Source organism: Rhodococcus sp. IEGM 27 (genome assembly GCF_033142305.1).
GTDB lineage: Bacteria > Actinomycetota > Actinomycetes > Mycobacteriales > Mycobacteriaceae > Rhodococcus_F > Rhodococcus_F oxybenzonivorans.
On the sequence record NZ_JAWLSG010000006.1, the window covers coordinates 340,962 to 366,146 of the forward strand.

The window sequence follows — 25,185 nt, forward strand, 5'->3', positions numbered from 1 at the left end:
ATAATTTAGCACTAAGATGTATCGTGCGCCACAGTTGCAGGAATTTCGTTCCTACGAACGAGCGGTGACCCGGCCGTAGGGCCGGGTCACCTGGTACTGCTGTCGATCAGACGGTCCGCTCCCACACCCGGTGCGACCGCATCAGCGTCGTCATGCCGTCGAGCAGCTCCTCGGTCTCGTCCGCCACGACGATTCCGGGGACATCGGCCGAGATGCCGGCGCTGACGAGCAGATCGCGGCCGGCAGGCCACCCGCCGATCGCCTTGCAGTGACGGAATGCCTCGGAGACGAGCACCAGAAGCCGAGGATCGGACGGGGATGCGGCGAGGAGGATCGCATCGAATTCCACCGAACGCATCGTCAGGAACGTGCGCGACACCGGTACCGCCTCCTTCCCCGACCCGAGTTCACCGCCGTGGGGTCCGATGACCAGCGGAACCATCCCGCCCGCATCGATCTTCTTTACGGCGGCGGCCACCTCGGCGAGGTCCGACGTCTCGTCCGCGACGATGCCGATGATCCGGCCGTCGACCGGCCACTCGGCGCCCACCTGGGACAGCGCGGGGCTGACGATCGGCGGCGCCTCGTGGGCGACGGTCGGCTCGGGGGCCGGGAGTCCGAGGCCGGCAGCAACCTCCGCACACAGGCCGGTATCGATCTCGGCGAGAACGCGGAGTGTCCGCTCCTTGATGGCCTGCTCGTAGCACTTCCCCAGTTCGAACGTGTACGCCTGCGCGACGTGGGCGCGTTCGATGTCGGTGAGGCTGGCGTAGAAGAGCCGGGCCTGCGAGAAGTGGTCGTCGTAACTCGCGGGGGCGCCCCGGAGTTTCGTCGACTCCGGCATCGGCACCGGCACCTCGACGAAGGCACTGGTGTCCGCTCCGGCCAGGAACGGGCAACCCCCGTCGAGCGAATTGGGCCGGTACGGCGCGACCCCGGGGTGCACTCCCGTCTGGTGCATGCCGTCGCGCAGCATGTCGTTGACCTCGGTGTGGGGACGGTTGATCGGTATCTGCCCGAAGTTGGGGCCACCGAGGCGGCTGATCTGTGTATCGAGATACGAGAACAACCGGGCCTGCAGCAGCGGATCGTCGGTCACGTCGATGCCGGGAACGAGGTGGCCGGGATGGAACGCCACCTGCTCCGTCTCGGCGAAGAAGTTGGTCGGGTTCGCCGTCAACGTCATGACGCCGATCGGCTGCACCGGAGCCAACTCTTCCGGCACGATCTTGGTGGGGTCGAGGAGATCGATTCCGTCGAACATCTGGTCGGGAGTGTCCGGGAACGCCTGGATTCCCAGCTCCCACTGCGGGTAGGCACCGGCTTCGATCGCATCGGCCAGATCGCGTCGATGGAAGTCGGGGTCCATGCCGTTGATGATCTGCGCTTCCTCCCAGACCAGCGAGTGCACGCCCAGCTTCGGCTTCCAGTGGAATTTCACCAGAGTGCTCTCGCCGTCTGCATTGATCATGCGGAAGGTGTTGACGCCGAAGCCTTCCATCATCCGATACGACCGCGGGATGCCCCGGTCGGACATGTTCCACAGCGTGTGCGCCGTCGCCTCGGTGTGGAGGGACACGAAGTCCCAGAAGGTGTCGTGGGCGCTCTGGGCCTGCGGAATCTCGCGGTCGGGATGCGGTTTGCCGGCGTGAATGATGTCCGGGAACTTGATTCCGTCCTGGATGAAGAAGACCGGAATGTTGTTTCCCACCAGGTCGAAGGTGCCCTCGCTGGTGTAGAACTTGGTGGCGAAACCACGGGTGTCCCGGACGGCGTCTGCCGAACCACGCGAGCCGAGAACAGTCGAGAACCGGACGAAGACGGGAGTTTCGACGTCCTTGCCGAGGAAGGCGGCCTTACTGATCGGCTCGGCGGCGCCGTAGCCGCGGAACACACCGTGCGCAGCAGCGCCCCGGGCGTGGACGACCCGCTCGGGAATCCGTTCGTGATCGAAATGGGTGATCTTTTCTCGCAGATGGTGATCCTGAAGGAGGGTCGGTCCCCGCTTCCCCGCTTTGAGCGAGTGGTCCGTGTCGTACAGACGCGCCCCCTGCGCGGTCGTGAGGTACTCGCCCTTCTGTCCCCTCGCCGTCTCCGCACCCTTGACGGGCTCACCCGTCGCGGTCCGCAATGCAGGCGACCGCTGATCGGATTTCGGTGGAAGCGGCTCTCTGGGCTCGGTCGGCTCGTCGACCGACGGTGTTCCCGATCCGGGTGTTCCTGGAATCAGCGGCTTCTTCTCGGACACGTAAGTTCCCCTTCGCTGTCGCTCGAGCAAGGCCGGTGCCGCATCGCTGTTGTACGGCGCCGCTCTCGATGCAGAGTGCCCAGACGGGAGCCTCGCAACCCATCCCCTGGTCGCACCCGTGGGACGCGGGGTCAGTGCCGGCCGGCGTACCGTTCGCGTTCGGCTTCGAACCGTTGCTCGTAGGCGGAGGCGAGGTCGTGCAGCGCTTGGACGCAGTCGCCGGTGAAGGCCGGTGCATGCATGGGTGCCAGGGTTCGGGGTTCGAGGTCCGCCAGCGCGCGGATGGTCGGTTCGAGCGCCGGTGTCAGGCACGTCGCCCTCCCGTTGTCCTCACCCTCCAGTGCCGGACCGAGTAACTCCTCTTCGGTCAGGGCGGGGTGATGACCGAACGCGGTGAACAGATCTCCGCAGAACAGGGTCGACGTCGTCTCCTCGAACATGAGTCCCGCATCCCAACCGTGCGGGACATGCGGGGTGTCGATGTGACGCACCCGCCGCGTCCCCGTCTCGAGGACGTCGCCGTCGTCGAGGGGCTGCGGCATGCGGTCGGCCAGGTCGTTCACCTGCACGAAGCAGCCCATCGCCCCGTGCGCGACCTCGGCGTGCGGCGCCACCCCCAGCCACGAGTTCATCGCGCCGCACTCGTCGGCCTCGACGTGGCCGAACGTGATCCATCGCAATCGGTCGAGTGGGATCAACCGAGCGACCGCCTCGGATGCCGAGGGGAAGAGGAACCGCTGTCCGGTGTGGAAGAGCAGCGGTTCCTCACCGTCGAGGAGAAACTGGTTCATGATCAGGTTCGCCTCGTCGATGTACGTCGACATGCGGTAGATGTCGGGTGCGATCTCGGTGATCGTGGTGTCCATGTCCGGCCTCCGCAAGGGTGACGGTGTCCTGGAACACCACCCTCCCCCTCCCCGTTCGCGGAGACAAGGGAACCGGCACGACTCGCCGACTCTTGGCCTAGGTCGCCCCGCCTACACGGCGGCGCGATCGGCGGCGACCACCTCGCCGATCTCCGGGACCACGGCATCGCGGACCCGGATCGACCGCGGGAGGAGTCCGTTGGCCAGCAGGAGATCGGCGGCGTGTTGCTGTTCGTCCAGGAATTCGTCGGTCACCGGGTGGATGCCGAAGGGCCGGCCGCGCAGCGCCGCTTCCCAGGCATCGAGACTGGCGGTGCCGCCGCGCCGCTCGACGTCCTCGACGAAGAACTGCGCCGCTTCGCGTGGGTGTGCCTCGATCCAGGCGTCCGACTCCTGCAGCGCCTCGACGACGGCCCGCAGCTGTTCGGCGTTGTTTTCCGCGAAGTCGCGGCGGGTGAACCACAGCGAGGGGTGGCTGAAGAGTCCGTCCGTTTCGACGAGCGTGCGCAGTGCGTGCTCGGCTTCGATCTCCGCCAGCCCCGGGTATGCTCCGACCCACGCATCGATGGTTCCGTTGACGAGTTCGGCGCCGCCTCCGCGCACGTCGGTGTCAACGGGAACGATGTCGGACCAGGTGAGCCCGGCCCGGTCGAGCGCGAACAGGAGCAGCGTCGTCTGCCATGAGCCGTGTGCGATGCCGACGCGCTTTCCGCGAAGATCCTCGACGGCGTCGATGCCGGACTCCGCCTTCACGACGAGGCGGCCGTTCTCGATGCGGGGCCCGGAGATGCCGATGTAGACGAGGTCACGGTCGTGCGCCAGGCCGGTGATCGGCGGGGTGAAGCCGGTGCCGATGACGTCGTATCCGCCGTCCTCGAACAGCCAGTCGGAATGCAGGGTCGGAAGGGCGTTGGTGGGATCGACGGGCGGCTTCGACGGAAGGTCGCGCAGATCCACCCATTCGACGTCGGGTAACCGACGCTCGAGGATTCCGGTGTGCCGCAGGACGAAGAGCGAGTTGTTGTGCGGGAAGTATCCGACACGGACTGTCATGGCCGTTACCTGTTCTGTTCGGTTGAGGAAGGTGAGGACATCAGAGGAGGCCGCGTCGGCGGGCCTCGTCGGCGAGGTTCGAGCGTCCCCACTGCACGGCGAGGTTCGAGGGGTCGAATTCGACAGAACCGCCGAGAGATTCGGCGATGGCCTGGAATTGTGCGCCCTCTTCGAGGAGAACGACGAATTTTGCGAGCTCGAGCAGGCCGCTGCGGCCGATCACGTTCACACCGCCGTTGGCCTCGAAGATGGCCACGAGGTCCGGGTCGTCCTGCAGGCGTTCGAGGATGAAGTCGCCGGCCGACTGCGAACGATCGATGTGCGGCGGAATCTCACGCGAGAGCGTCAGTCGCTGTGACGCCGCGTACCGGATCGGCAAGGTGCGGTGGGTTTGCGCCCAGCCGCCGAGCCACGGGGTGTGGATGTGGACGACGCTGGTGATCTCGGGATGCTGCCGGAAGACGGCGGCGTAGCCGGTGACGAATCCAGCGGAACCGTTACCCGACAGCACGTCACCGTCGAAGGTCGCCACGACCGGCGACACATGGGGATCATCAGCCCACGGACCGGGATCGTTCAGCGCGACCGCGATCTCGGTGCCCGGGACCCGTTCGACGAAATTGACGGTGCCGTTGGCCGACACGGTACCGGTGCTCCGGAATACGACGAAAGCCTTGTCTGCGTCGCGCCGCGCTGCCTCCACGAAGGTAGTGACGTCGGAGTTCACGCGATTTTCGGTTGTAGTCATGGTGTGTCCTGTCCGGAAGTGGGAAGTGGTTGGCGTTGCAGGAGGGGAAGAACTTCTTCACCCACGCGGTATGCCTCCTCGAGGTGAGGATTGCCGGCCAGGATGAAGGCGTCCACGCCGAGCGCACGCAGTTCGTCGAGACGTTCGGCGACCTGTTCGTAGCTGCCGACCAGTCCGAACGCCGGGCCGCCGCGGATGAGGCTGAACCCGCACCACACGTTCGGCTGCACTTCGAGATCGCGGTACCCGGTGATGTGTTCGGGCACCCACCCCTTGATGCGGGCCGCACCGACGGAATCACCCTGCGCCGCACGGTCGGCGGCACCCTTGTCGACGAACGCCCAGCCCTTCTCGATCTCGGCCCAGGCGGCCTCCTCGGTGTGACGAGCGACGACGTCGATGCGCACCGCGAACTTCGGTGTGCGGCCGAGCTTCGCGGAATGCTCACGCACACCGTCGAACTTGGCTCGCAGGTCGGCGTACGGCTCGAGCCAGGAGAGGTAGTAGTCCGCGTGCTTTCCCGCGGCAGCAACCGCGGCGCCGGAGGAACCGGAGAAGTACACCTCGGGAAACGGTTGGCCGGCGAGGCCGGGTGGCAGGGCGGCGCCCTCTGTGCGGAAGAAGCGGCCGTCGAAATCGAACGGACGTCCGTCCCACACGCCCCGGAGCACGTCGAGGAACTCCGAGGTCCGGGTGTAGCGGTCGTCGTGATCGACCTTGTCACCCCACCACAGTTGCGGGGCACCGCCACCGCCGCTGATGATGTTGTAGACCAGTCGCCCACCGGTGGCCCGCTGCAGGCTTGCCGACATCCTCGCCGCTTGCAGGGGGTGGAGGAACCCGGGCTGGAAGGCGACCATGAAACGGTACGTGGTGGTCTCGGCGGCCAGCGCGGCCGCGGTGGCCCACGGATCGTCCGTCATGGGGAACGACGGCAGCAGCCCGCCGAGAAAGCCGGCAGACTCGGACGCCTTCGCGACGGCCGCCATGTGGTCGATGTACCCGTATCCGTCGAGTTTACCGTTCCGGATCGCCGGCGCGATGTTGCCGGGACCGTATCCGCCCGCATCGCCACGGTTGTAGCGCCGGGGGGTGCGCAGTGACGCGTGGTCGCCCTCCATGCCTATGCGCCAGTAGAAGTCGATACTCATGCGTGTGCCTCCTGACCGGCGAGGGTGCGTCCGGCGGGGTCGACGAGATGGAGCAGGTGTTCGCCCGCCCGGTGAAGTTCCTCGATGTGTGGTCGGCCGGTGAGGACGAAGCCGTCGATATGCCGGAACGACGACAACTCGCGGGCCACGTCCTCATAGCTGCCGATCAGGCCGATGGGCTGGTCGTAGCCGAGGCGGTCGAACCCCGACCACTGGGAGTTCTCGCGTGCGAGAGCGCGGCTGTCGCCGTTCACACCGTCCGGGTGCGCCTCCCGCCACAGCCGTTCCACGCGCGCCCACGCCTCGTCCGTCGTCTCCCGCGCGATGATCGGCAGCCGCAACAGCTTTCGCACCGACCTGCCGTGCTCGAGTGCACGGTCGGCCAGGGTGCGCGCGGATGTCTCGTGCCCGGTGTCGGTCAGCACGAATTGGTGGACGTCACCGTGCTTGGCAGACAACGTCACAGCCTCGTCCGAATTCCCGATGAGGTGCACGACGGGGAAGGACAGTCCGGAGAGGATGCCGCGGAATCCGCCGTCGATCACGTCGTAGTGGTTCCCGGCGAACTCGTATCCGGTGCCACCGAATCCGCCCGGAAGGACCTCGCTGTCGTTCCACACGCCGCGAGCCACGGTCAGGAACTCGTCCGCACGCGCGTAACGGTCCCGACCGGTCACCCGGTCGCCGCGGGCGCGGGCGTCGGCCGGGTCGGTCTCGACCTTCAGTCGCCACTCGAGCCGTCCACCGGAAAGCCTCTGCAGGGTCGCGGACATCTTCGCCGCGTACACCGGAGTGCCGAATGCGGGATGGAATTCGACCGCGACCCGCGCGTGCCGGGTCTGCCGCAGTGCCGCCGCGGCCACCACCCAGGATTCTTCGCCCGACGGGTCGTAGGGAGCGATCACTCCGTCGACTCCCGACAGTTCCGCGGCGTGGATCACCTGGGCGAGTTCGTCGAAGGGCCCGAGCTTGCCCGGGCGCAGGTCGGTGGCGACCGTCGCCCGACGATCGGCCCCGAAGCCGCCGCGAGTGTTCAGCTCGGATGCGACCCGGCGTCCGTCACCGCGGGACGGTAACTCCCAGTAGAAGTCCGTCACGTCGTGGGCTCCTTCTCCGCGGCGAGCTGTGCCGTGGCCTGCTCGAGGGGTTCGCGCGCCACCCAGGATTCGAGGTCGAAATCGCTGGCGAGGAAGCCGTGGGCGTACAGGAACTGTTTCTGGACGCCGAGAAGGTCGACCCGCTCCTCGGACAGGTTCAGGTGGAGCCCTTCGTGGAAGTTCTCGCCGTACGCCGCGACAACGCCTTCCGGCCCGGACTGTGTCTCGGTCTGAAAGATGGCACGTACCTGTTCCACGTTCGCCGCCGCCCAGTCCGCGGCACGCAGGCTCTCGGCGAGGAAGCCGATCACGATGTCGGGGCGGTGTTCGAGGAGGTCGGCGTGCACGGTGACCGGGCGTGGGGTGCCGTTGTTCACCCGATCCCGCAGCGTGGCAGCGGAATCGAGGTCGACCGCGACGACCAGCCCGTGCTGCCGAGCCACGTCCTGGGCGCGGGCGCCCTTGACGTACACGGCATCGACATCACCCGCCAGCAGTGATTCGATGCCCCAGGTGGTGTTGCGGTCGGGATTGGCGGTGCGCACCTGCGGAGCCGCCGTCGTCGCAACTTCCACCAGCTTCACGTCCGCGAAGGAGAGCCCGCCGAGGCGCAGCGCGGAGGCGACGCCGTGCAGTGCCATCGCACGCGGGAAGCTCCGCGCCCGGTCGGCGGCCCAGGCGGGGATGCCGACCCGCAGCCCGGCCAGGTCGGCGGCCGCGCGGATGCCGGACTCCGGGCGCACGAGAATCGCCTGCGCCTCGTCGATCCAGGTGAGTCCGATCAGCCGGGTGGGTGAACCTTCGGCGCGTGCGGCGAGGGCCGGAACGTTGCCGCCTTCACGGATGAGGCCTGGCAGTCGGTGATCGAAATGTCGCACGGCCAGTTCGGGACCAGCGTCCTGCAGGACACCGAAACCGACCCCGGCGGCGTCCGCGGTCCGCCCGAGCCAGCCGAGATTGTTCGCGAGGCCGCTCGCCGTGGGTACCGGGCAGCGGGTGTACCAGAGGGTGTCGAGCGCAGGTCCGGTCGTCACAGTCATGAGTTGTCCTTATCTGGTGGGGAATGGCGTCCCACTCCCAGTTGGGCGAGGAAGGTCGCGCGGTAGCGGAGCGAGTCGGGATCGTTTCTGTCCCGCGGACGCGGGAGATCGATGTCGACGTCCATCGCGAAGCCGCCGTTGTCGAGGATCAGTACCCGGTCGGCCAACCGCACCGCTTCGTCGACGTCGTGCGTGACGAGCAGAACGGCCGGGCGGTGACGGGCCACCAGGTCACCGACGAGGTCCTGCATCTGCAACCGGGTCAACGCGTCCAGCGCGGCAAAGGGCTCGTCGAGCAGCAGCAGTTCCGGTTCGCGGACCAGGGCACGGGCGAGTGCGACCCGTTGCGCTTCGCCGCCCGACAGGGTGGCGGGCCAGGCACGCTGTTTGTCACCGAGATTGACTTCGGCCAGCGCACGCTGGGCATTTTCGCGGGTGACGCGTGACCGACGTTGCCCGACCGACACATTCGCCAGGACACGCTTGGACGGGATCAGTCGCGGTTCCTGGTACACCACCGTGCGTTGCCGCGGTACCAGAACGTCGCCGCTGTCCGGTGGCTCGAGCCCCGAGAGCAGTCGCAGGAGTGTCGTCTTGCCGGTACCGCTCGGGCCGAGCAGGACCACGAACTCGCCGCGGGTGATCTCGAGGTCGATTCCGGCGAGTACGTGCTTGTCGCCGAACGACTTCCGCACACCCTTCAGCGACACGGCTAGTGGCGAGCCGGCTCGTCGTTCCGCTGCGGTGGTCGCGGTGCGTTCGCGGGGGGCGAGCGGCGGCAACGGCGCCTCGGTGGTGTTCATCGGGTCACCGACAGTTGCCGCCACGGCATCGCGAACTTCTCGATCACCCGGACGACGGCGTCGAAGATCAAACCGAGAACCGCATACAACACGATGCACAGAACCATGTAGTCGGTGCGGTTGTATTCCTGCGCGAGGGTGACGAGGTACCCGATGCCTTCGCGGGTGCCCACCTGTTCGGCGGCGATGAGCCCGGTGATGCTGAGCGACAGGCAGATACGCAACCCCATCAGCACTCCGGGCAGTGCGGTCGGCAGGATTGCGCCGAACACCAGCCGCCAGCCGGTGAGTCCGAACCCGCGGGCGGCCTCGACCATCTTGCGGTCGACGCCGCGCACTCCGAGGTAGGTGTACGCGTACATCGGAGCAAGGGTCGCCACGGTGATGAGGACGACCTTGAACGTCTCGTCGATGCCGAACCACGCGATGAACAGCGGAACGAGCGCGAGGAACGGCACCGCCCGGTTGATCTGCATCGTGGAGTCGATGAGCTCCTCACCGAGCGCGGAGAGTCCGGACAGCACTCCGAGCACGAGCCCGATGACGACGCCGCAGCCCACACCCAGCGCCGCGCGTTGCAGCGACGCGATACCGAAGTCGAGTAGCTGGCCGGACTCGTACAGCTCCGCGAAGGCCAGCCACACTGCCGGCGGTCCGGCGAGGATCTCGGGGCTGAGGATGCCGGTGGAAGACCCGATCCACCACCCGGCCACGAGCAGCGCGGGGACGAGGAAACGGAGGGGAATCGAGATCCACCGGGGCCGTTCCCGGGTGCGGCGATAGAGGGGTGTCTCCAGTGTCAGGGTTCCCGGCGCCGTGTCGCGCGCGGGTTCCGTCAGGGTCACCACCGAACTCACTTACCCTCGGCCGACGCGCTGTCGAGTGCGGCAGGGAGATCGAAGATGACGTCACTGCCCTTCAGTGGCCGCTGAATGACTCCGTTCTCGGCGAACAACGCCGCGATGGACTCCAGGTCGGCGGCATCGGCGGCCGTCGGGTACCGGAAGTTGGTGATGCGGCCGCCCAGCTCGATCGCGTCGTCGAGTCGCTGACCCGAGAGCGCCCGCGGCCCGGTCTTCTCGAAGACGTTCTCGAACGACGCAGGATCCTGGCGTTGCTTCTCCGTGAGCTGCTGCGTCACTTCAAGGAACTTCGCGACCACCTCGGGATGTTCCTCGAGCACCTCGGTACGGCCGGCGATGATGGTGCTGTCCACCGAGCCGATGCCCGCCTCGGTGGTGATTTCGACCGCCCCCTTCGCCTTCGCCTCCTGGTACGGGATCAGGAACGACGCCCAGGCGTCGACCTGCCCGGTGGAGAACGCCGACGCGGCGTCGGCCTGCTGCAACGGCACCCGCTCGACGGAGTCGATGGGAACGCCCGCCTGGGTCAGCGCCTTCAGGGTGATGTACTCGCCCTTACCGGCAGGGTTCACCGCGATCCGCTTCCCGGCGAGATCCGCGACCGTCGTGATCCCGGATTCGGGCCGGGCGATGATGCCTGCCTGATCCTTGTTGTACGGGTCGGAGGTCGCGAAGATTCGCACGCCCACATCCTTGGACAGCGCCCCCACGACCGGGCTGTACGCGCCGGTCTGGATGTCGAGTTCACCGGTGTTGAAAAGTTTGAGGTTGGAGCTGAATCCGGGTGTGGTCTTGACCCATTCGATCTTCGCACCGAGCGGTGCCAGGGCCTCGTCGTAGGTTCCGTCGCGCTTTCCGACAGCGATGGCGCCCGAGTTGCCCGGATCGAAGACCTTCAGAGTGACGTCCGCACCGGCACTGGCTCCTCCGGGCTCCTCGGAAGACCCACACGCCACCGCCAACCCGGCCAGCGGGATCATGGCGAGCGCTGCGGCGGCTCGTGGCAGTCGGCGTAAGCGGGACATGTGGGGAACTCCTTCAACGGATGAATCGTCAGGTGTGACGACCGTTGACGCTATGTCCCCCGCCTCCGATTTCCCCCTGTTTGTTTTCTACAGATCGGAAACCTTGACAAGTTCCGGAAACCCAGTTCACCGGCGTGCGCTGGGGATTCGGCACACACGATCCCCACCGTTTTCCGGCAGGCGGAAAGTATGGTGCCTTCTGCCCGGGACGCCGTTCCGGCCGACGAAAGGACCTTTGGTGACCGACTCACGTGCTGTGGGAGTTCGGACGGTGTCGCGGGCCCTGACGATGCTCTCCTGTTTCGGCGGGGGTGAGGAGCTGGGCGTATCGGAGATCGCCAAGCGCCAGGACCTCGCGGTGAGCACCACCCATCGCTTGCTTCAGTCCCTGGTCGATGCCGGCTTCCTCGACAAGGATGCGACGTCGGGCCGGTACCGCCTGGGAAGTGCCCTGGCCGCGTACGGTCAGATTTCTTACCGGCAGCACCGCATCTATCTGTCCGAGCCTTATCTCGAGCAGTTGGCGGCCACCACGGGGGCGTCCGCCTCACTGGCCATGCGGCACGGTCACGAGGTCGTGCTCTTGGGCTTCAGTCGGTGGCGGGAAAGTGACGGGCACGTGCTGCAGGGTGTCCGGCTTCCCCTGCACGCCAGCGCCTTGGGCAAGGTTTTCCTCGCGTGGTCCGACACGGACGACGCCGAACTCGCCTCGCTACCGCGGACGGCCACCACGTCCCGCGCTATCACGGACGTCGCCGGAATTCGAGAGGAACTGCACCGCACCCGTGAGCGTGGATACGGTTTCAACGACGAGGAGCTGACCCCAGACTTCCGCACCATCGGGTTGCCGATACGCGACTCCGACGGGGTCGTCCGGTTCGCTCTCGGACTGCGCGGACCCACCGAGCTCATGATCGACCAACGCATACCGTTCTTCGTGGAACTCGCCCGCGTCACAGCCGGGGAGATCGCCGCCGTTCTGTTGTGAGAGGGCAGGGTGGCAGACAAGAATCGCTCAGCGGCGCTGCCCGACGCCGATCTGCACGAGGTCGTGCCCGACGGTCACGGTGCCGGAGTACGTCGATGACACGCCTCTGGTCCATTGATCGTCGATGACCTGACGGGGGTCGCCCGGTCCGATGTGCGAGAGCACCACCTGGCGGACTCCTGCTTCGGCCGCGACACGTCCTACGTCCTGAGCGGTGGTGTGTGCGTGAATCATGTGCTCGACGAGGGCGGGACCGGAGGTGGCGGCGTAGAAATCGACGTCGATCACCTCGTGGACCAGGATGTCGGATCCCGTCGCGAGCCGAACCACGTTGGGTGACTTCGCGGTATCACCGGAGAACGTCACCGCTCCGTCCTCGGTGTCGAAACGGTACGCGTACGACGGGAAGACGGGCCCGTGTGGCACCAGCGTCGCGGTGACACGCACCCGGTCGTCTTCGAATACGGGGAACGGCTCCATGTCCGGCGACGTGTTGTCGGCGGACGCACCCGCCGACGCCGGGGGCAATACGTCATGCAGGGTGAGCCGCTGCCCGTAATCGGACTGCGCACCCTTCTCGGCATTGCGAATGTTGATGTCGTAGGCGTACGCGTCGAGTACTCCGGAGAACAGCTGGGTCAGGCCGGGTGCCGGCGCACCGGGACTCTGGACGGGGATGCTCGCGCCACCACGCGGGACGGGCAGCTTTCCCGCTGACCCAGGACCGTACACCGGCACGACGTTGCGGAAGGTGTACGACGGAGTGCCGCCAGGGAGCCAGAAGACGTTGAACAGGTCGGCAATGTGATCGCTGTGCATGTGTGTGATGAACACTCCACCCAGAGAATCCGCATCGATACCTGCCTGGATCAACTTTCGACTCGACCACGGACCCGCATCGATGAGATACGGCCTGCCCCCGACGACGAGCACGCTGGCTGTGCCGCTACGCCCGGGTACCGCAATGGGTCCCGCCGCTGTTCCCAGGAGAATCAGCTTCGTTGTGTATCCGTCGACGTCGCCGGACAGCTCGTAGGCGTCCGGTGGCGTCGCACCACTCGGCTGCGCGTCCGAGGTGTGTGACGCACAACTCGTCGCTGCGACGGCCGCCGCAGCGGAGCCCAACAGAGCCAGTGCACCTCGTCTGGAGATCTGGTGCCGCCGTGATGTTTCCATTCACGCTCCTGCCCGCACGGCGGCCGACTCGAGCGGCACCCGCCAGGCGTCGTACTCGTATACCCAGTCGCCGTTGCCCGCGACCTTCAGCCATTCGTTGGACCGGGAGCCGCGCTGAATGCGTGAGGTGCGCTGCAAGCGGGTGTCCTGATAGGTCTGCAGCGCGACCGCGGGTTCGTCGAACATGCCGAGGCAGCGGGCCAGTACGACGGCGTCTTCGATGGCCATGCCGGCGCCCTGTGCCATGAACGGCATCATCGGATGTGCCGCGTCGCCGAGGAGCACCGAGGTTCCGTCCGTCCACGACTCCAGCGGGTCACGAACGTAGAGAGCCGATTTCAGGACGTCGTCGCAGGCGTCGAGCAGGGCTCGTGCCTCGGGGTGGAAGCCGCGGTACAGTTCCCGCAGCTCCGTGACCGAACCCGGGGTGGTCCAGGATTCCTCGGTCCACTCCTCCTGACCGCAGGTGGCGAAGACGAAGATGTCCTTGCCTTGGTTGAGGGGGAAGGTGACGATCTGCGTCGACGAATCCGGCCCCCACCACTTGGTGAAGCAGTCGAGGTTCGGGAGGTCGCCGACGCGGTCGGTGGGGACGACGGCGCGGAACGCCACGACTCCGGTGAACGTCGGCTGCTCCTGTCCGAGGAGAGCGGTCCGGACCGCGGAGTGGATGCCATCGGCACCCACGATCACATCTGCGGAAACCGTACTGCCGTCGGTAAACTCGATTCGACCGTCACCAACGCCGCTGACCCGCCGGCCCATTTCCACGACACCCGAGGGCAGCCGATTCTCGAGGGCGGTCATGAGGTCGCCGCGGTGCATCGTCAACTGCGGTGCACCGTACTGCTGTTCCGCTGTATCACCCATCGGTAGCCGCGAGGTTTCGACTCCGGTGTCCCAGGTTCGGCTGAGCCGGAACTGGGGCCGGGCGGCGGACTCGCGGATTTCCGCACCCACGCCCAGTCCGTCGAGTGCGCGGACCGCGTTCGGGGTGAGGTTGATGTCGGCGCCGACGCGCGCGAACTGCTTCGTCTGTTCATACACGGTGACATCGAGGCCGAGCTCGCGAAGAGCGATGGCCGTGGCCAGTCCCCCGATTCCGCCACCGCACACCGCGACCGTGGTCATTTGACGTCCTTTCCGGGCACTGTGACGGGCGGTGTGAATGGTGCAGGCATGTCGCCGTACGCGGCGAGGTCCACCTCGACGATCACCGGCGCCTGGCGTGAAACCGCGTCCTCGAGCACGGCGTGGGCTTCGGCGGCACCGCCGATCCGCAGGTACGGCACCCCGATCGACTGGGCGAGCAGCGGGAAGTCGGGTGTGACGAGGTCGACGGCGTAGGTGTCGTCACCGCCGCCCTTCTGCATGTTGCGGAGCACGCCGTAGCCGCCGTCGTTGAAAACCAGGAGCACCAGCCACGGCTTCTCCTGCGCCATGGTGAGGATCTCACCGAAGTGGACGGCCAGGCCGCCGTCGCCGACGAGCGCCAGGGTGGGCCGGGTTTCGTCGGCCAGTGCCGCGCCGATGGCCATGCCCAGACCCTGCCCGATGCCGCCGCCGCGGGGGAAAACGTTGGACTTGGGGTCGAACATCGGCAGCAGCCGATTGCCCCAGGAACTCGACGCAATGGTGACGTCGCGGGCGATGACGGAATCCTGTGGGAACGCGGCACGCACGGCGTCGCACAGTACGGCGTGATCGCCGAGTCCGGCGCGCTGTTTGCTGCGGACGAGTTCACGGGTGGTGCGGGCACGTTCGGTCCAGGCGGCGTCGACCGGAGCCAAATCGGTGAGTGTCCGCAGGAACGTTCCGATGTCGGCGGTTACCCCGGCCTGTGCGGGGTACACACGGCCGATCGCGGCGGCATCGACGTCTACCTGCACGTGCACGGCGGGGACGGGCATGGAGTAGTCGCCGGTCTCGTTGGACCGGAAGTGGGTGCCCAGCGACAGCAGCAGGTCGGCGTCTTGGAGGAGTTCGCGCCCCACGGGGGTGTTGCCGTAGTTGCCGATGCACAGCGGATGGTCCTCGGGCACGGCGCCGCGCCCGGAGTTGCTGGTGAGCAACGGGACTCCCCACCGCTCCACCAGTTCGGTCAGCTCGGCACCGGCTCGTGCGACGCCGCCGCCGGCCCAGATGACGGGGCGCTCGGCCGCAGCCAGCAACGACAGTGCAGCAGCGAGTTCGTCGGCGTCGGGGGTCCGGGCGCTCTCCGACTCCTGCTCGACCACGTCGATGTCGTGCTCGGCGTACTGCAGGTCGATCGGCCACTCGATGCTCGCCGGACCGCCGGGCGTTGCCAGAGCCTGAGCGACCGCCTCCCGCAACGTCTTTCCCGCACTGTCGGTGTCGACGATGGTGGCGGCATGCTTCGACGTCGCCGTCAGCATCCCCAGCTGATCCTTGGTCTCGTGGATGAACCCGCGACCCGAGCCGAGGAACCGGCTCTCGACGTTGCCCGTCACATGCAGCACCGACGTTCCGGCACTAAGCGATTCGATCAGCGACCCCGCCGCGTTGCCGGCACCGGTGCCGGTGCTCGTCAGGGCGCAGCCGAGTCCCCCTGTGGCCCGGGCATACCCGTCGGCCGCGCTGACCGCGGTGGCCTCGTGCCGGACCGGCACGAACCGCAGGTGCTTGCTGACCGCCTGCACCAGGGGCTGATTGTGGACGCTCACGATGCCGAACACGGTGTCGACACCGGCCTCGCGCAGCACCTGGACGAGCAGGTCGCCCCCATTTCCTACGGACATGGTGTTCCTCTCAGACATAACGGGCGACGCCTCCGCAGACGTCGAGGCTGGTGCCCGTCACATAGGACGAGCGGGGAGACAGCAGGGTCACGATCATGGCCGCCACCTCGTCGGCGCGGCCGAACCGGCCGAGTCCGATGCCGCGGTCCTGGGCGATCTCCGCCTCCCATTCGGCGAAGGTGGCGTCGGTGCCGGATTCCTCGTAGCGGCGCCGCCACTGGCCGGTGTCGACCAGTCCCAGCGACACCGAGTTGACGCGGATGCCGTCGGCCGCAAGTTCCAGCGACAGCGACTTGCTGAGGTTCAGCAGTCCCGCCCGGGCGGCGCTGGTGGTGACCAGCCGCGGCTCGGGCTGCCGCGCGAGCACCGCCGAGATGTTGACGATGGCCGCGGCGTCGGACTTGCGCAGCAGTGGCAGGGCCGCCTCGACGGTGTTGAGGACGCTGGAGAACTTGAGGTCGAGTTCGTCGCGCCAGTCGTCGAGGGTTGCCTCGCCGCGCGGGACCATGCGGGACTTGCCTGCGTTGTTGACCAGACCGTCGAGTCCGCCGAACCGATCGACCCCCGCCTCGACGAGTGCGGCGACCGCGGCCGGGTCCCGGACGTCGCAGGACGCGGTGAGGACGCGGTCGCTGCCGGGCAGCGGTGCGATGACGGAGTCGAGCCGGTCGCGGTCGCGCGCGCAGGTGACGACGTTGGCACCTTCCTCGAGCAGCATCGCGACGGTGGCGAGCCCGACTCCCGAGCTTCCACCGGTCACCAGGTAGGTGCGGTCTTTCAGTTGCAGGTCCACGACGTGGTCCCCTTCTCTAGTGCAGGACGAATCCGCCGTTGACGACGAGTTGCTGACCGGTGATGTACGACGCCTCGGGCCCCATCAGGAACGCGACGGCACCGACCAGATCGGACGGTTGCTGCGGCCGCTCGAGTGCCCGGTTGAGCCGGTACAGCTCGTGCCGGTGCTCCGGAACCTTCTGCGCCGATTCGCTTTCGGTCAGACCGGGCGAGACGGTGTTGACGGTGATGCCGTGCGGGCCGAGGTCGCGTGACATGGCGCGGGTGAGGGCAGCCACCCCACCCTTGGAGGCGATGTAGTGCGCAAGACGGGGTGAGCCGTACAGGGCGGCGTCGGAGCCGATGGTGACGACTCGTCCGCCTCCGTTCCCGATGATGGCGGGAATGATCGCCCTGCTCACGAGGAAGGTGCCGCGCAGGTTGACGCCCAGCACCTTGTCCCACTCGTCGATGTCGAGTTCGTGAATCGGCTTGCCGCCCACTCCATCCGCGAGGGCCGCGTTGTTGACGAGCCCGTACAGCGGGCCACCGGAGGTGACGGTGGCCGCCATCGCGGAGACGGATTCGGCGTCGCGCAGATCGACGTGGACGAACTGTGCCTTCACGCCGTCGGCGCGCAGGCTCTCCACCGCCGACTCTCCCCAGTCCTCGCGAATGTCGGCGAGCCATAGGTCGGCGCCGTCCTCACCGAGCCGGCGAGCGATAGCCAGACCGAGGCCACGCCCGGCACCGGTGACGACGATGGTTTTCCCGTCGAGATTCACGATCAGTCCCGTGTCACACCGTGCATGGCCGACGTCTCGGGGTACGTCGGGATCTGCGGCTTCTGCGCGCCGATGATGACGCAGAACAGGGCGTCCTTGTCGCCATTGTTCTTCAGGCTGCGCGGAACCCCGGCCGGGACGACGATCATGTCGCGGTAACCGAGGGTGCGCTTCTCCACCTTGCCGTCGCGGTGAACACCGACCTCCACCTCACCCTCGAGGACGAAGAAAGCCTCTTCGGCGTCGTGGTGAGTGTGCTCGGGGCCCTCGGCGCCGGGAGGAAGGAGCATGTTGGAGAAGGTGAATCCGCGCGACGGGATGGTCCGGTTGTCGTTGTCGTGGTTCCCGGTGGCTCCGGAACCGACGTAGCGGATCTGTGCGCGCTTGAACTGGTCACCGGCCTTGGCCTGGAACCCGAGGGTGTCCCAGTCCTCGTGGCGGGAGCCACGGGTCAGGATCAGCGAATCGGTGAATTCCTTCAGGTCGGCGGTGCCGTAGTCGAGTGTCATGTCGTGCTCCTTCTCTAGAGGTGGTTGCGTAGGCGTTCGGTGATGAAGATGAAGGATTCGACCCAGGCGTTGAAGGCGTCCGGTCGCTCCTGGTTCGCGAGATGTCCTGCGCCTCTGACGGTCACGAAGACGGCGCCCGGAATACCCCCGGCCAGCACCTGGCTCGCAGGAATTCCCGTCACGGTGTCCTCGTCTCCACTCAGGACCAGGGTCGGGATGTCGATCTTCGCGAGGTCGGCGGTGTGATCGGTGGCTGCCATGGAGTCGGCGGCATACCCGTAGCCGGGGAGCCGGATCGACGCGGCCATGATCGCCGTAGCCTTCGCTGTCAGTTCGGCGCCAGCCGTTCCGGACAACAGTCGTGGGGCGCGTTCCGCCGCAAAGGCTTCGGCGCCTTGCTCAGCAAGCGTTGCAGCCCGGGTCCGCATCCGGCCGGCAGCCTCGTCGTCGGCCCCCGAACCTACGGTCGAGCTGCCGAGCAGGAGGCTGCGCACGAGGTCGGGATGACGCAGGGCCATGCGGGTCGCGATCACCCCGCCCCACGACATGCCCAGGACGTGCGCTCCGGCGTCACCGCAGCGGTCGCGGATCACATCGGCCGCTGCGTCGGCGTAGTCGTCGAGGTCGAACGGACGGCCCGGGTCCTCACTGCGGCCGTACCCGGGAGCGTCCCAGGCGAGCAGTCGCAGCGAGTCCGACAGTTCGTCGAACTGCGGCGCGAAACTGTCTGCACTGCCACCGATGCCGTGCAGCATCAGCAGTGCGGGGCCGGAACCGGATTCGACGACGTGCGTCACGACGCCCGCCCGAGGTCGAACCGCTCGAACGCGCCGGGGTCGGGGATGCCGGCCATGTGGTCGCGGACCTGCTTGGACGGCGGGCCCGCGGTGCCCCACAGGTCGGAGAGTTCCGGCACCCGTCGCCACACCTTGCACAGCCACCGGTCCTCGTCGACCTGCGCGATGCCGGAGGTGTACTCGCACACCAGCCCCGCCGGGTCGGCGAAGTACGAGAAGGTGTTGTCGCCGGGGCCATGCTTGCCGGGACCCCACAGCGGCACGGTGCCGTGGTGCCGTAGCCGGCCGATGCCGCGCATGAAGTGGTCGACGGTGGGCATCTCGTAGGCGACGTGATTCACCGACGTCCACTCGGCTTGGTTGAACGCGATGCTGTGATGGTCGGTGTTGCAGCGAAGGAACGCCATCTGGTGCTCGGACCAGTCGGAGACTCGCATGCCCAGGACCTCACAGTAGAACTTCACCGCGGCGTCGATGTCGACGGTGTTGAGGACGACGTGCGTGACGCCCACCGGGACGGCGTCCTCCCGGCCGAGCTTCGGGACCGCCAGCGCATCGGCGAGCAGTTCGACGACGCGACCCTCGGGGTCGACGAGGCTCACACCGTATCCACCACCGAGGTCGTCGACGGGGCCCGGCCCGCTGACGATCGGCACACCCCAGGACTCGAGCCGGCGGGCGGCCTCGTCGACCTCTGCGGGTGTGGCGACTGCGAAGGTGATGCGGCCGAGGCCGTTCCGCTCGGCCTGGGTGAGCTGCAGCGCGTGGTGGTGCTCACCGGTTCCCCGCAGCCAGGCGCCGGTCGCGCCCTGATCGACAACGCGAAGGCCCCAGACCTCCGAATAGAACTCGGTGGATTCCGTGCTGGCCTGCGTCCGCAGCTCCACGGAGCGCAGGCACCGCAGCCGGGCTATGGGTTGATTCATCGCGTGCCTCCAGTTGCTTAGGTCTCAATATCTTAGCGCTAAAGTATTAGGGCGTACAGAGCTGGCGGGAGATTTTTCTGTACGCCCTATCTACGAGCGGGTCGCTCAATCAGCCCACGAGCGGGTCCCTTAGTCTGCCCACGAGCGGGTCGCTCAATCTGCCCACGGGTTGGGTTCTTCGTCGAGGCCCCAGTAGATGCTCTTCTGCCGCGAGTAGGCGGCGATACCGCTGCGCCCCTTCTCGACTCCCAGCCCGCTTTCCTTGACGCCGCCGAACGGCGTGGAGATGCTGAACTGTTTGTAGGTGTTGATCCACACCGTCCCGGCTTGTAGTCGGCGGGCGAGTTTCCAGGCCCGGCGATAGTCGCCGGTCCAGATTCCCGACGCCAGCCCGAACACCGAGTCGTTCGCCTGCTCGACGAGGTCGGCCTCCCCGTCGAACGGCAGGACCACCAGCACCGGCCCGAAGATCTCTTCCTGGCACGTGCGTGACGTGTTGGGGAGCCCGTCGATGATCGTCGGCAGGTAGTACGCGCCGTCGCGGAGCCGTTCGTCGTCGGGGATCGCCCCGCCGCACAGCACTCGTCCGCCCTCTTCGCGAGCGAGGTCGACGTACGCGGCGACGCTGTCGCGGTGCTTGCGGTGCACCATCGGCCCCACCTGGGTGTCGGGGTCGCGGCCGGGACCGAGTCGCAGTCGCTGCGTCTTGGCCACCAGCTTCTCGAGGAATTCGTCGTAGATGCGGCGGTCGACGAACAGCCGGGATCCGGCGATGCAGCTCTGCCCGGTGGACGAGAAGATTCCGTACATCACGCCGTTGACGGCCGCGTCGATGTCGGCGTCGTCCAGCACGATGGTCGGCGACTTACCGCCCAGCTCGAGCGAGACGGGCATCAACTTCTCGGCCGCGGCATGGGCGATGGCGCGGCCGGTGTTGGTGCCGCCGGTGAACGTCACTTTCCCGACACCGGGGTGGTGGACGATCGCGTCACCGACCACCGAGCCCTTGCCCGGGAGCACCGACAGCAGTCCGGCGGGCAGACCGCTGTCGTGGAGAATTCGAGCCAGTTCCAGCGACACCAGCGGTGTCCACTCGGCGGGCTTGAGGACGACGGCGTTGCCCGCGGCGAGGGCGGGCGCGATCTTCTGGGCGTCGCTGGCCACCGGCGAGTTCCAGGGTGCGATGGCGCCGATCACGCCGATGGGTTCGTGGACGCTCATCGTGAGGTAGTTGCCGCGCGGCGTGGTCAGGTCTTCGTCGGCGGTCTCGAGGACCGCAGCGAAGTACCGGAACGTACCCGCGGCACTGCCGACCAGCGCAGTGGTTTCCGCGACGGTCTTGCCCGTGTTGTAGCTCTGCAACAGTGCCAGCCGGGAGGTGTTCACCTCGATCGCGTCGGCGATGCGGTGCAGGAACTTCGCCCGCTGATGAGGTAACAGGTTTCGCCAGGCCGGATCGGCGGCGGCGGCACGGCCCTTACGGACCGCCTCGTCGACATCGGTGGTCGTGGCCTGGTGCACGACCTGCAGGACCTCGCCGGTGGACGGGTCGGTGACCTCGAAGGCCGGCCCGGTCCCCTGTCGCCAGGTTCCGGCGACGAAGATCTGATCGGCGATCGGAGCGAACGTCAGCGTCGCTTCGCGGATGTCGAGAACGGTCACTGGGAGATCTCCTCGAGGGTCTTTTCGCGGGTTTCGACGGCGAAGAAGCCGACGACGAGGGCACCGATCAGGGCGACCGCGGAGAACATTCCGAAGACAACGGTCAGCGTGCCGCCGCCGTCGAGAATGGCGCCGACGGCGAGGGGACCGACGATGATGCCGAGGCGTCCGCTCGCGCCGCCGATGGCGCAGCCGATGGCCCGCATCCGGGTGGGGTAGAGCTCCGCGGTGTAGACGTAGAGCGCCATGTTGACCGCGAAGACGAACAGCGCGGAGCCGGCCGACCAGAACAGGACCTTCGTCGCGGTGTCCGCACCGGTCGCGGCCAGTAGGAACAGCAGCGACGAGCACAGGACCATCGATGCGGTGATGCAGATGCGGCGTCCGAGGTTGTCGATGAGGAACGCGACGAGGATGCAGCCGAGCAGACCGGCGACGCTGGTGACGATGCTGTAGTGCAGCGCCGTGTCGACGCTGACGTCGAACGTGGAGTGGTAAAGCGACGGCAGCCAGGAGGCGATGCCGTAGTTGACGAAGTAGGCGCATCCCCAGATGGCCGCGAGCATGAGCGTTCGACGCAGGTAGATGCCTCGGAAGGCCTCTGCGAAGGTGCCGCGGCGGGCGTCGACGATGGCAGCGGGCAGCGGCTGCGGAGCCGGAAGCGTCTTGCCGTACTTTCCGGTGATCTCGTTCTCGATGCGGGTCATGGCCTTGTTTGCGTCTTCGTAGCGGCCACGGGACGCGAGCCAGCGCGGCGACTCGGGGAGTTTCCACAGCAACGGCAGGAGCAGGATGGGCAGCGCACCGAGGGCGAACAGGATCTTGTAGCCGTAGTTCGGCACCACCCAGGCAGACACGATCGCCGACATGACCAGGCCGACGGGGAAGATGACCTCGTAGAGGAGGACGAAGCGTCCCCGTTTGTGGGCTTTGGTGATCTCCCCGATGTAGCTTGCTGCCACCGGGACTTCGGCGCCGAGGCCGATACCCTGCACGAATCGGAAGACGAGGAACAGCATCAGGCTGTCGGTGAACGCCATCCCGAGACTCATCACCGCATACAGGGCGAGCGAGAAGATGATGACGTTGAGCCGGCCGACGCGGTCGGCGAACCAGCCGCCGGCGAGGGCGCCGACGAGCATGCCGATGCCGCCGATGGCGATCACCCAGGCGATGTCGCCGGGGGTTAGACCCCACTTCGGGATGAGGACGGGGAGGGAGTACGCGATCATCAACTGGTCGAAACCGTCGAAGAACGTGACGGCGCCGACGATGACGCGGGCCTTGATATGCCACCTGCTCATCGGCAGGCGTTCGAGTCGGGCGCTGATCATCTCAGCTGTGGCAGCCATGGCGGGCGATACCGTCGTCATGAGCATCCTCAGGGTCGGGTCGAGGCATTTACTTAAGCCCTCAAAGGCTTACCGCTAAGATGTAATCTCACGCACATGACATCCGTCAACCCTTGACTTTAGAAAAAACATATTGGTCACATCCCTCCACCCACCGGAAACACAGGGCCGCCTCCGCCCTGGCACGCCACATCCGTGTTTTGTTCGGCCCGACACGGGTACTTGCTCCCGCTATCGGGGTCTCGACAAGGTTATCGGCGCGGACGAGGAGGCGTGATGCGAGCGATGGTGTACCGGGGGCCGTACAAGGTCCGCGTCGAAGAAAAGGCAGTCCCGCCCATCGAGCACCCCAACGACGCGATCGTGCGGGTGACATTGGCCGCGATCTGCGGATCGGACCTGCATCTATACCACGGCATGATGCCCGACACCCGGGTCGGCATGACGTTCGGCCACGAGTTCATCGGCGTCGTCGAGGAGGTCGGCCCGTCGGTACTGAACCTGCAGCGCGGCGACCGGGTGATGGTCCCGTTCAACGTGTACTGCGGCTCGTGTTACTTCTGCGCACGCGGCCTCTACTCGAACTGTCACAACGTGAACCCGAACGCCACCGCTGTGGGCGGCATCTACGGGTACTCCCACACGTGCGGTGGCTACGACGGCGGACAAGCGGAGTTCGTGCGCGTGCCGTTCGCCGACGTGGGCCCCGCCAAAATCCCCGAATGGATGGACGACGAGGACGCGCTACTCCTCACCGACGCCCTCGCCACCGGCTACTTCGGTGCACAACTCGGCGACATCGTCGAAGGCGACACCGTCGTGGTGTTCGGAGCGGGGCCGGTCGGGCTGTACGCGGCCAAGTCGTCCTGGCTCATGGGTGCCGGGCGAGTGATCGTGATCGATCACCTCGAGTACCGACTCGAGAAGGCTCGCGCGTTCGCGCATGCCGAGACCTACAACTTCGCCGACTACGCCGACATCGTGGTCCACATGAAGAAGATCACCGACCATCTCGGGGCCGATGTGGCCATCGACGCCGTCGGTGCCGAGGCCGACGGCAATTTCCTTCAACACGTCACGGCCGCCAAGTTCAAGCTGCAGGGTGGTTCCCCGATTGCCCTCAACTGGGCGATCGATTCCGTCAGGAAGGGCGGGACGGTTTCTGTGATGGGCGCCTACGGTCCAATGTTCAGTGCCGTCAAGTTCGGTGATGCGCTGAACAAGGGGCTGACGCTTCGCATGAACCAGTGCCCCGTGAAACGTCAGTGGCCCCGCCTGTTCGAGCACATTCGCAACGGCTATCTGAAGCCCAACGACATTGTCACGCATCGTATTCCGCTCGAGCATATCGCCGACGCCTACCACATCTTCTCGGCCAAGCTCGACAACTGCATCAAACCGGTCATCGTGCCGAACGCCGGCTGATCGACGAGGAGGACCCGATCATGGCCTATACAGCCGACACGCCGAAGCGTCCACTGACGAGCGACGAACTACGCGCGCGCATTCCGGGATGGGGTGTGGACCTCGACCCCAAGGACCGGCCCGCGGTACCGAAGGAGCGTTTCGACCCCGGCGCGACGGGCGCCCACTGGGATTTCCCGGAGTGCCAGGAGGAGAAGTGGCCGCGTGAGCGGTCGATCGAACACCAATTCCTGACACCCGTATTCGGCACCTCGTGTCCTCCCAAGGGCCTCTCCGGCACCATGCGGAAATTCGCGTTCCGATACAGCGAGGGCCGGGCCGCGCACTGGCTCATCCTGCTGGCCGCCGACCGGGTCGATGCGGTCGAGAGCCATCTGGCCTCATTCCTGACCCTGCATCCCGACAACCCCATCACCCAGACGGGCATTCGAAGCGAGTTGTCCCATCACGGTGTGTCGTCCCGACTGGGGAAGAAACGCGTCGACCTGAACCACCAGTGGATGGACCCGTTCATCGTCGCGGCGCCCTGGGTGCTGTCCGCAGCCGGCGTCGCCTACGCCGTGACGGGCGCCCTGCAGAAAGTCCGGCGCATCCGACCCCTCAACGCCGGATCGGCATGATCGTGCGGACCCCGGCGTCGCGCAGCCACAGCCCGCCCCACACGAAGATGCCGACGTAGACGGGGAACAGAATGGTGCTGAACAGCGGTTGCTCGGTGAGCATGTTGGTCGCCACCGCGCCGCCGAGATATCCGGTCAGGAGGACGGCACCGAGGATGCTCGTCGCCGGAACCAGGTACAGCACGAGGCACACCAACATCACGATTCCGATCACGACGGCAATGTTCTCGTCGAAACCGAGTTCGGCCATCGCGTCGCGGACGGACTGAATGTTCGCGATGTGGATGATCGCGTCGAAAAGCAGGAACGCGGTGACCAGACCGGTGATGATCAGCCCGGCGATCCTCGCCTTCCGCCCGACCGGTGCCGCGTTCTCGGCAGAACCGAGCGGTCCGGCGGTCTTTGCGGTGGAATGTGGTGTCGAGGTCATGGCGATCTCCGAAGGTAGAAGGTGACGGGGTGGGGAGCGTGTTCCGTTCCCTCGAAAAGACAGACTGCCGGGCCGAGGAAAACTCATC

At 66.8% G+C, this 25,185-nt stretch carries 24 protein-coding genes; 3 read left to right on the forward strand and 21 right to left on the reverse strand.

What is annotated here, in order from left to right; genetic code table 11:
- Positions 1–106: 106 nt before the first annotated feature.
- The 10 genes from R4P95_RS22450 to R4P95_RS22495 form a co-directional block, all read right to left on the reverse strand.
- Positions 107–2,248: a catalase gene (locus R4P95_RS22450; RefSeq protein ID WP_317745317.1), complete on the reverse strand. Its 2,142-nt coding sequence runs from the start codon at positions 2,246–2,248 to the stop codon at positions 107–109.
- Positions 2,249–2,379: 131 nt separating this feature from the next.
- Complete coding sequence (locus R4P95_RS22455; RefSeq protein ID WP_317745318.1) at positions 2,380–3,114, reverse strand: MBL fold metallo-hydrolase; 735 nt, start codon at positions 3,112–3,114, stop codon at positions 2,380–2,382.
- 111 nt (positions 3,115–3,225) lie between these two features.
- A complete protein-coding gene (locus R4P95_RS22460) occupies positions 3,226–4,167 on the reverse strand; it encodes an ABC transporter substrate-binding protein (protein ID WP_317745319.1) in 942 nt (313 codons plus the stop codon).
- 40 nt (positions 4,168–4,207) lie between these two features.
- The gene (locus tag R4P95_RS22465) at positions 4,208–4,915 is read right to left on the reverse strand and encodes a class II aldolase/adducin family protein (protein WP_317745320.1); all 708 of its coding nucleotides are present in this window, start codon (positions 4,913–4,915) and stop codon (positions 4,208–4,210) included.
- Complete coding sequence (locus R4P95_RS22470; protein ID WP_317745321.1) at positions 4,912–6,066, reverse strand: LLM class flavin-dependent oxidoreductase; 1,155 nt, start codon at positions 6,064–6,066, stop codon at positions 4,912–4,914. The genes R4P95_RS22465 and R4P95_RS22470 overlap by 4 nt, the downstream gene beginning before the upstream one ends.
- Entirely contained in the window at positions 6,063–7,163 is a 1,101-nt protein-coding gene (locus R4P95_RS22475) for an LLM class flavin-dependent oxidoreductase (protein WP_317745322.1), read from the reverse strand. Before R4P95_RS22475 ends, R4P95_RS22470 begins: the two co-directional genes overlap by 4 nt.
- Positions 7,160–8,203, reverse strand: coding sequence for an ABC transporter substrate-binding protein (locus R4P95_RS22480; protein WP_317745323.1), 1,044 nt, complete (start codon positions 8,201–8,203; stop codon positions 7,160–7,162). Before R4P95_RS22480 ends, R4P95_RS22475 begins: the two co-directional genes overlap by 4 nt.
- Positions 8,200–9,006 (reverse strand): ABC transporter ATP-binding protein, encoded by an 807-nt coding sequence (locus tag R4P95_RS22485; protein ID WP_317745324.1) that lies wholly within the window; start codon positions 9,004–9,006, stop codon positions 8,200–8,202. Before R4P95_RS22485 ends, R4P95_RS22480 begins: the two co-directional genes overlap by 4 nt.
- Positions 9,003–9,854: an ABC transporter permease gene (locus R4P95_RS22490; RefSeq protein ID WP_317745723.1), complete on the reverse strand. Its 852-nt coding sequence runs from the start codon at positions 9,852–9,854 to the stop codon at positions 9,003–9,005. The genes R4P95_RS22485 and R4P95_RS22490 overlap by 4 nt, the downstream gene beginning before the upstream one ends.
- 5 nt (positions 9,855–9,859) lie before the next feature.
- A complete protein-coding gene (locus tag R4P95_RS22495) occupies positions 9,860–10,894 on the reverse strand; it encodes an NrtA/SsuA/CpmA family ABC transporter substrate-binding protein (RefSeq protein ID WP_213574851.1) in 1,035 nt (344 codons plus the stop codon).
- A 238-nt stretch (positions 10,895–11,132) separates the two neighbouring features.
- Between R4P95_RS22495 and R4P95_RS22500 the strand changes: the two genes are divergently transcribed.
- On the forward strand, positions 11,133–11,882 hold the full coding sequence (locus R4P95_RS22500; protein WP_317745325.1) for an IclR family transcriptional regulator: 750 nt from the start codon (positions 11,133–11,135) through the stop codon (positions 11,880–11,882).
- Between the two features lie 27 nt (positions 11,883–11,909).
- Here the strand turns inward: R4P95_RS22500 and R4P95_RS22505 are convergent, their stop codons facing one another.
- From R4P95_RS22505 to R4P95_RS22550, 10 genes are all read right to left on the reverse strand, one after another.
- Complete coding sequence (locus R4P95_RS22505; protein ID WP_317745326.1) at positions 11,910–13,058, reverse strand: MBL fold metallo-hydrolase; 1,149 nt, start codon at positions 13,056–13,058, stop codon at positions 11,910–11,912.
- Positions 13,059–14,189: an FAD-dependent monooxygenase gene (locus tag R4P95_RS22510; RefSeq protein WP_317745327.1), complete on the reverse strand. Its 1,131-nt coding sequence runs from the start codon at positions 14,187–14,189 to the stop codon at positions 13,059–13,061.
- On the reverse strand, positions 14,186–15,835 hold the full coding sequence (locus tag R4P95_RS22515; protein WP_317745328.1) for a thiamine pyrophosphate-binding protein: 1,650 nt from the start codon (positions 15,833–15,835) through the stop codon (positions 14,186–14,188). Before R4P95_RS22515 ends, R4P95_RS22510 begins: the two co-directional genes overlap by 4 nt.
- Positions 15,828–16,610 carry an SDR family oxidoreductase gene (locus tag R4P95_RS22520; protein ID WP_317745329.1) on the reverse strand — a complete coding sequence of 261 codons (783 nt, stop codon included), beginning with the start codon at positions 16,608–16,610 and terminating at the stop codon, positions 15,828–15,830. The genes R4P95_RS22515 and R4P95_RS22520 overlap by 8 nt, the downstream gene beginning before the upstream one ends.
- A 16-nt stretch (positions 16,611–16,626) precedes the next feature.
- The gene (locus tag R4P95_RS22525) at positions 16,627–17,376 is read right to left on the reverse strand and encodes a 3-oxoacyl-ACP reductase family protein (RefSeq protein WP_317745330.1); all 750 of its coding nucleotides are present in this window, start codon (positions 17,374–17,376) and stop codon (positions 16,627–16,629) included.
- A gap of 2 nt (positions 17,377–17,378) precedes the next feature.
- Positions 17,379–17,885 carry a cupin domain-containing protein gene (locus R4P95_RS22530; RefSeq protein ID WP_109325877.1) on the reverse strand — a complete coding sequence of 169 codons (507 nt, stop codon included), beginning with the start codon at positions 17,883–17,885 and terminating at the stop codon, positions 17,379–17,381.
- A gap of 14 nt (positions 17,886–17,899) precedes the next feature.
- The gene (locus tag R4P95_RS22535; RefSeq protein WP_317745331.1) at positions 17,900–18,682 is read right to left on the reverse strand and encodes an alpha/beta fold hydrolase; all 783 of its coding nucleotides are present in this window, start codon (positions 18,680–18,682) and stop codon (positions 17,900–17,902) included.
- Positions 18,679–19,608, reverse strand: a complete 930-nt coding sequence (locus R4P95_RS22540; RefSeq protein WP_213574865.1) for a VOC family protein — start codon at positions 19,606–19,608, stop codon at positions 18,679–18,681. The genes R4P95_RS22535 and R4P95_RS22540 overlap by 4 nt, the downstream gene beginning before the upstream one ends.
- Positions 19,609–19,761: 153 nt before the next feature.
- Entirely contained in the window at positions 19,762–21,270 is a 1,509-nt protein-coding gene (locus tag R4P95_RS22545; RefSeq protein ID WP_317745332.1) for an aldehyde dehydrogenase, read from the reverse strand.
- On the reverse strand, positions 21,267–22,649 hold the full coding sequence (locus tag R4P95_RS22550; RefSeq protein ID WP_213574869.1) for an MFS transporter: 1,383 nt from the start codon (positions 22,647–22,649) through the stop codon (positions 21,267–21,269). Before R4P95_RS22550 ends, R4P95_RS22545 begins: the two co-directional genes overlap by 4 nt.
- 249 nt (positions 22,650–22,898) lie before the next feature.
- Here R4P95_RS22550 and R4P95_RS22555 point away from each other — a divergent pair, with 249 nt between their 5' ends.
- Positions 22,899–24,047 (forward strand): zinc-dependent alcohol dehydrogenase, encoded by a 1,149-nt coding sequence (locus R4P95_RS22555; protein ID WP_213574871.1) that lies wholly within the window; start codon positions 22,899–22,901, stop codon positions 24,045–24,047.
- Positions 24,048–24,067: 20 nt separating this feature from the next.
- The gene (locus R4P95_RS22560; protein ID WP_213574873.1) at positions 24,068–24,667 is read left to right on the forward strand and encodes a hypothetical protein; all 600 of its coding nucleotides are present in this window, start codon (positions 24,068–24,070) and stop codon (positions 24,665–24,667) included.
- Here the strand turns inward: R4P95_RS22560 and R4P95_RS22565 are convergent.
- Positions 24,648–25,097 carry a DoxX family protein gene (locus tag R4P95_RS22565; protein ID WP_208962998.1) on the reverse strand — a complete coding sequence of 150 codons (450 nt, stop codon included), beginning with the start codon at positions 25,095–25,097 and terminating at the stop codon, positions 24,648–24,650. The genes R4P95_RS22560 and R4P95_RS22565 overlap by 20 nt on opposite strands.
- Positions 25,098–25,185: the final 88 nt, after the last annotated feature.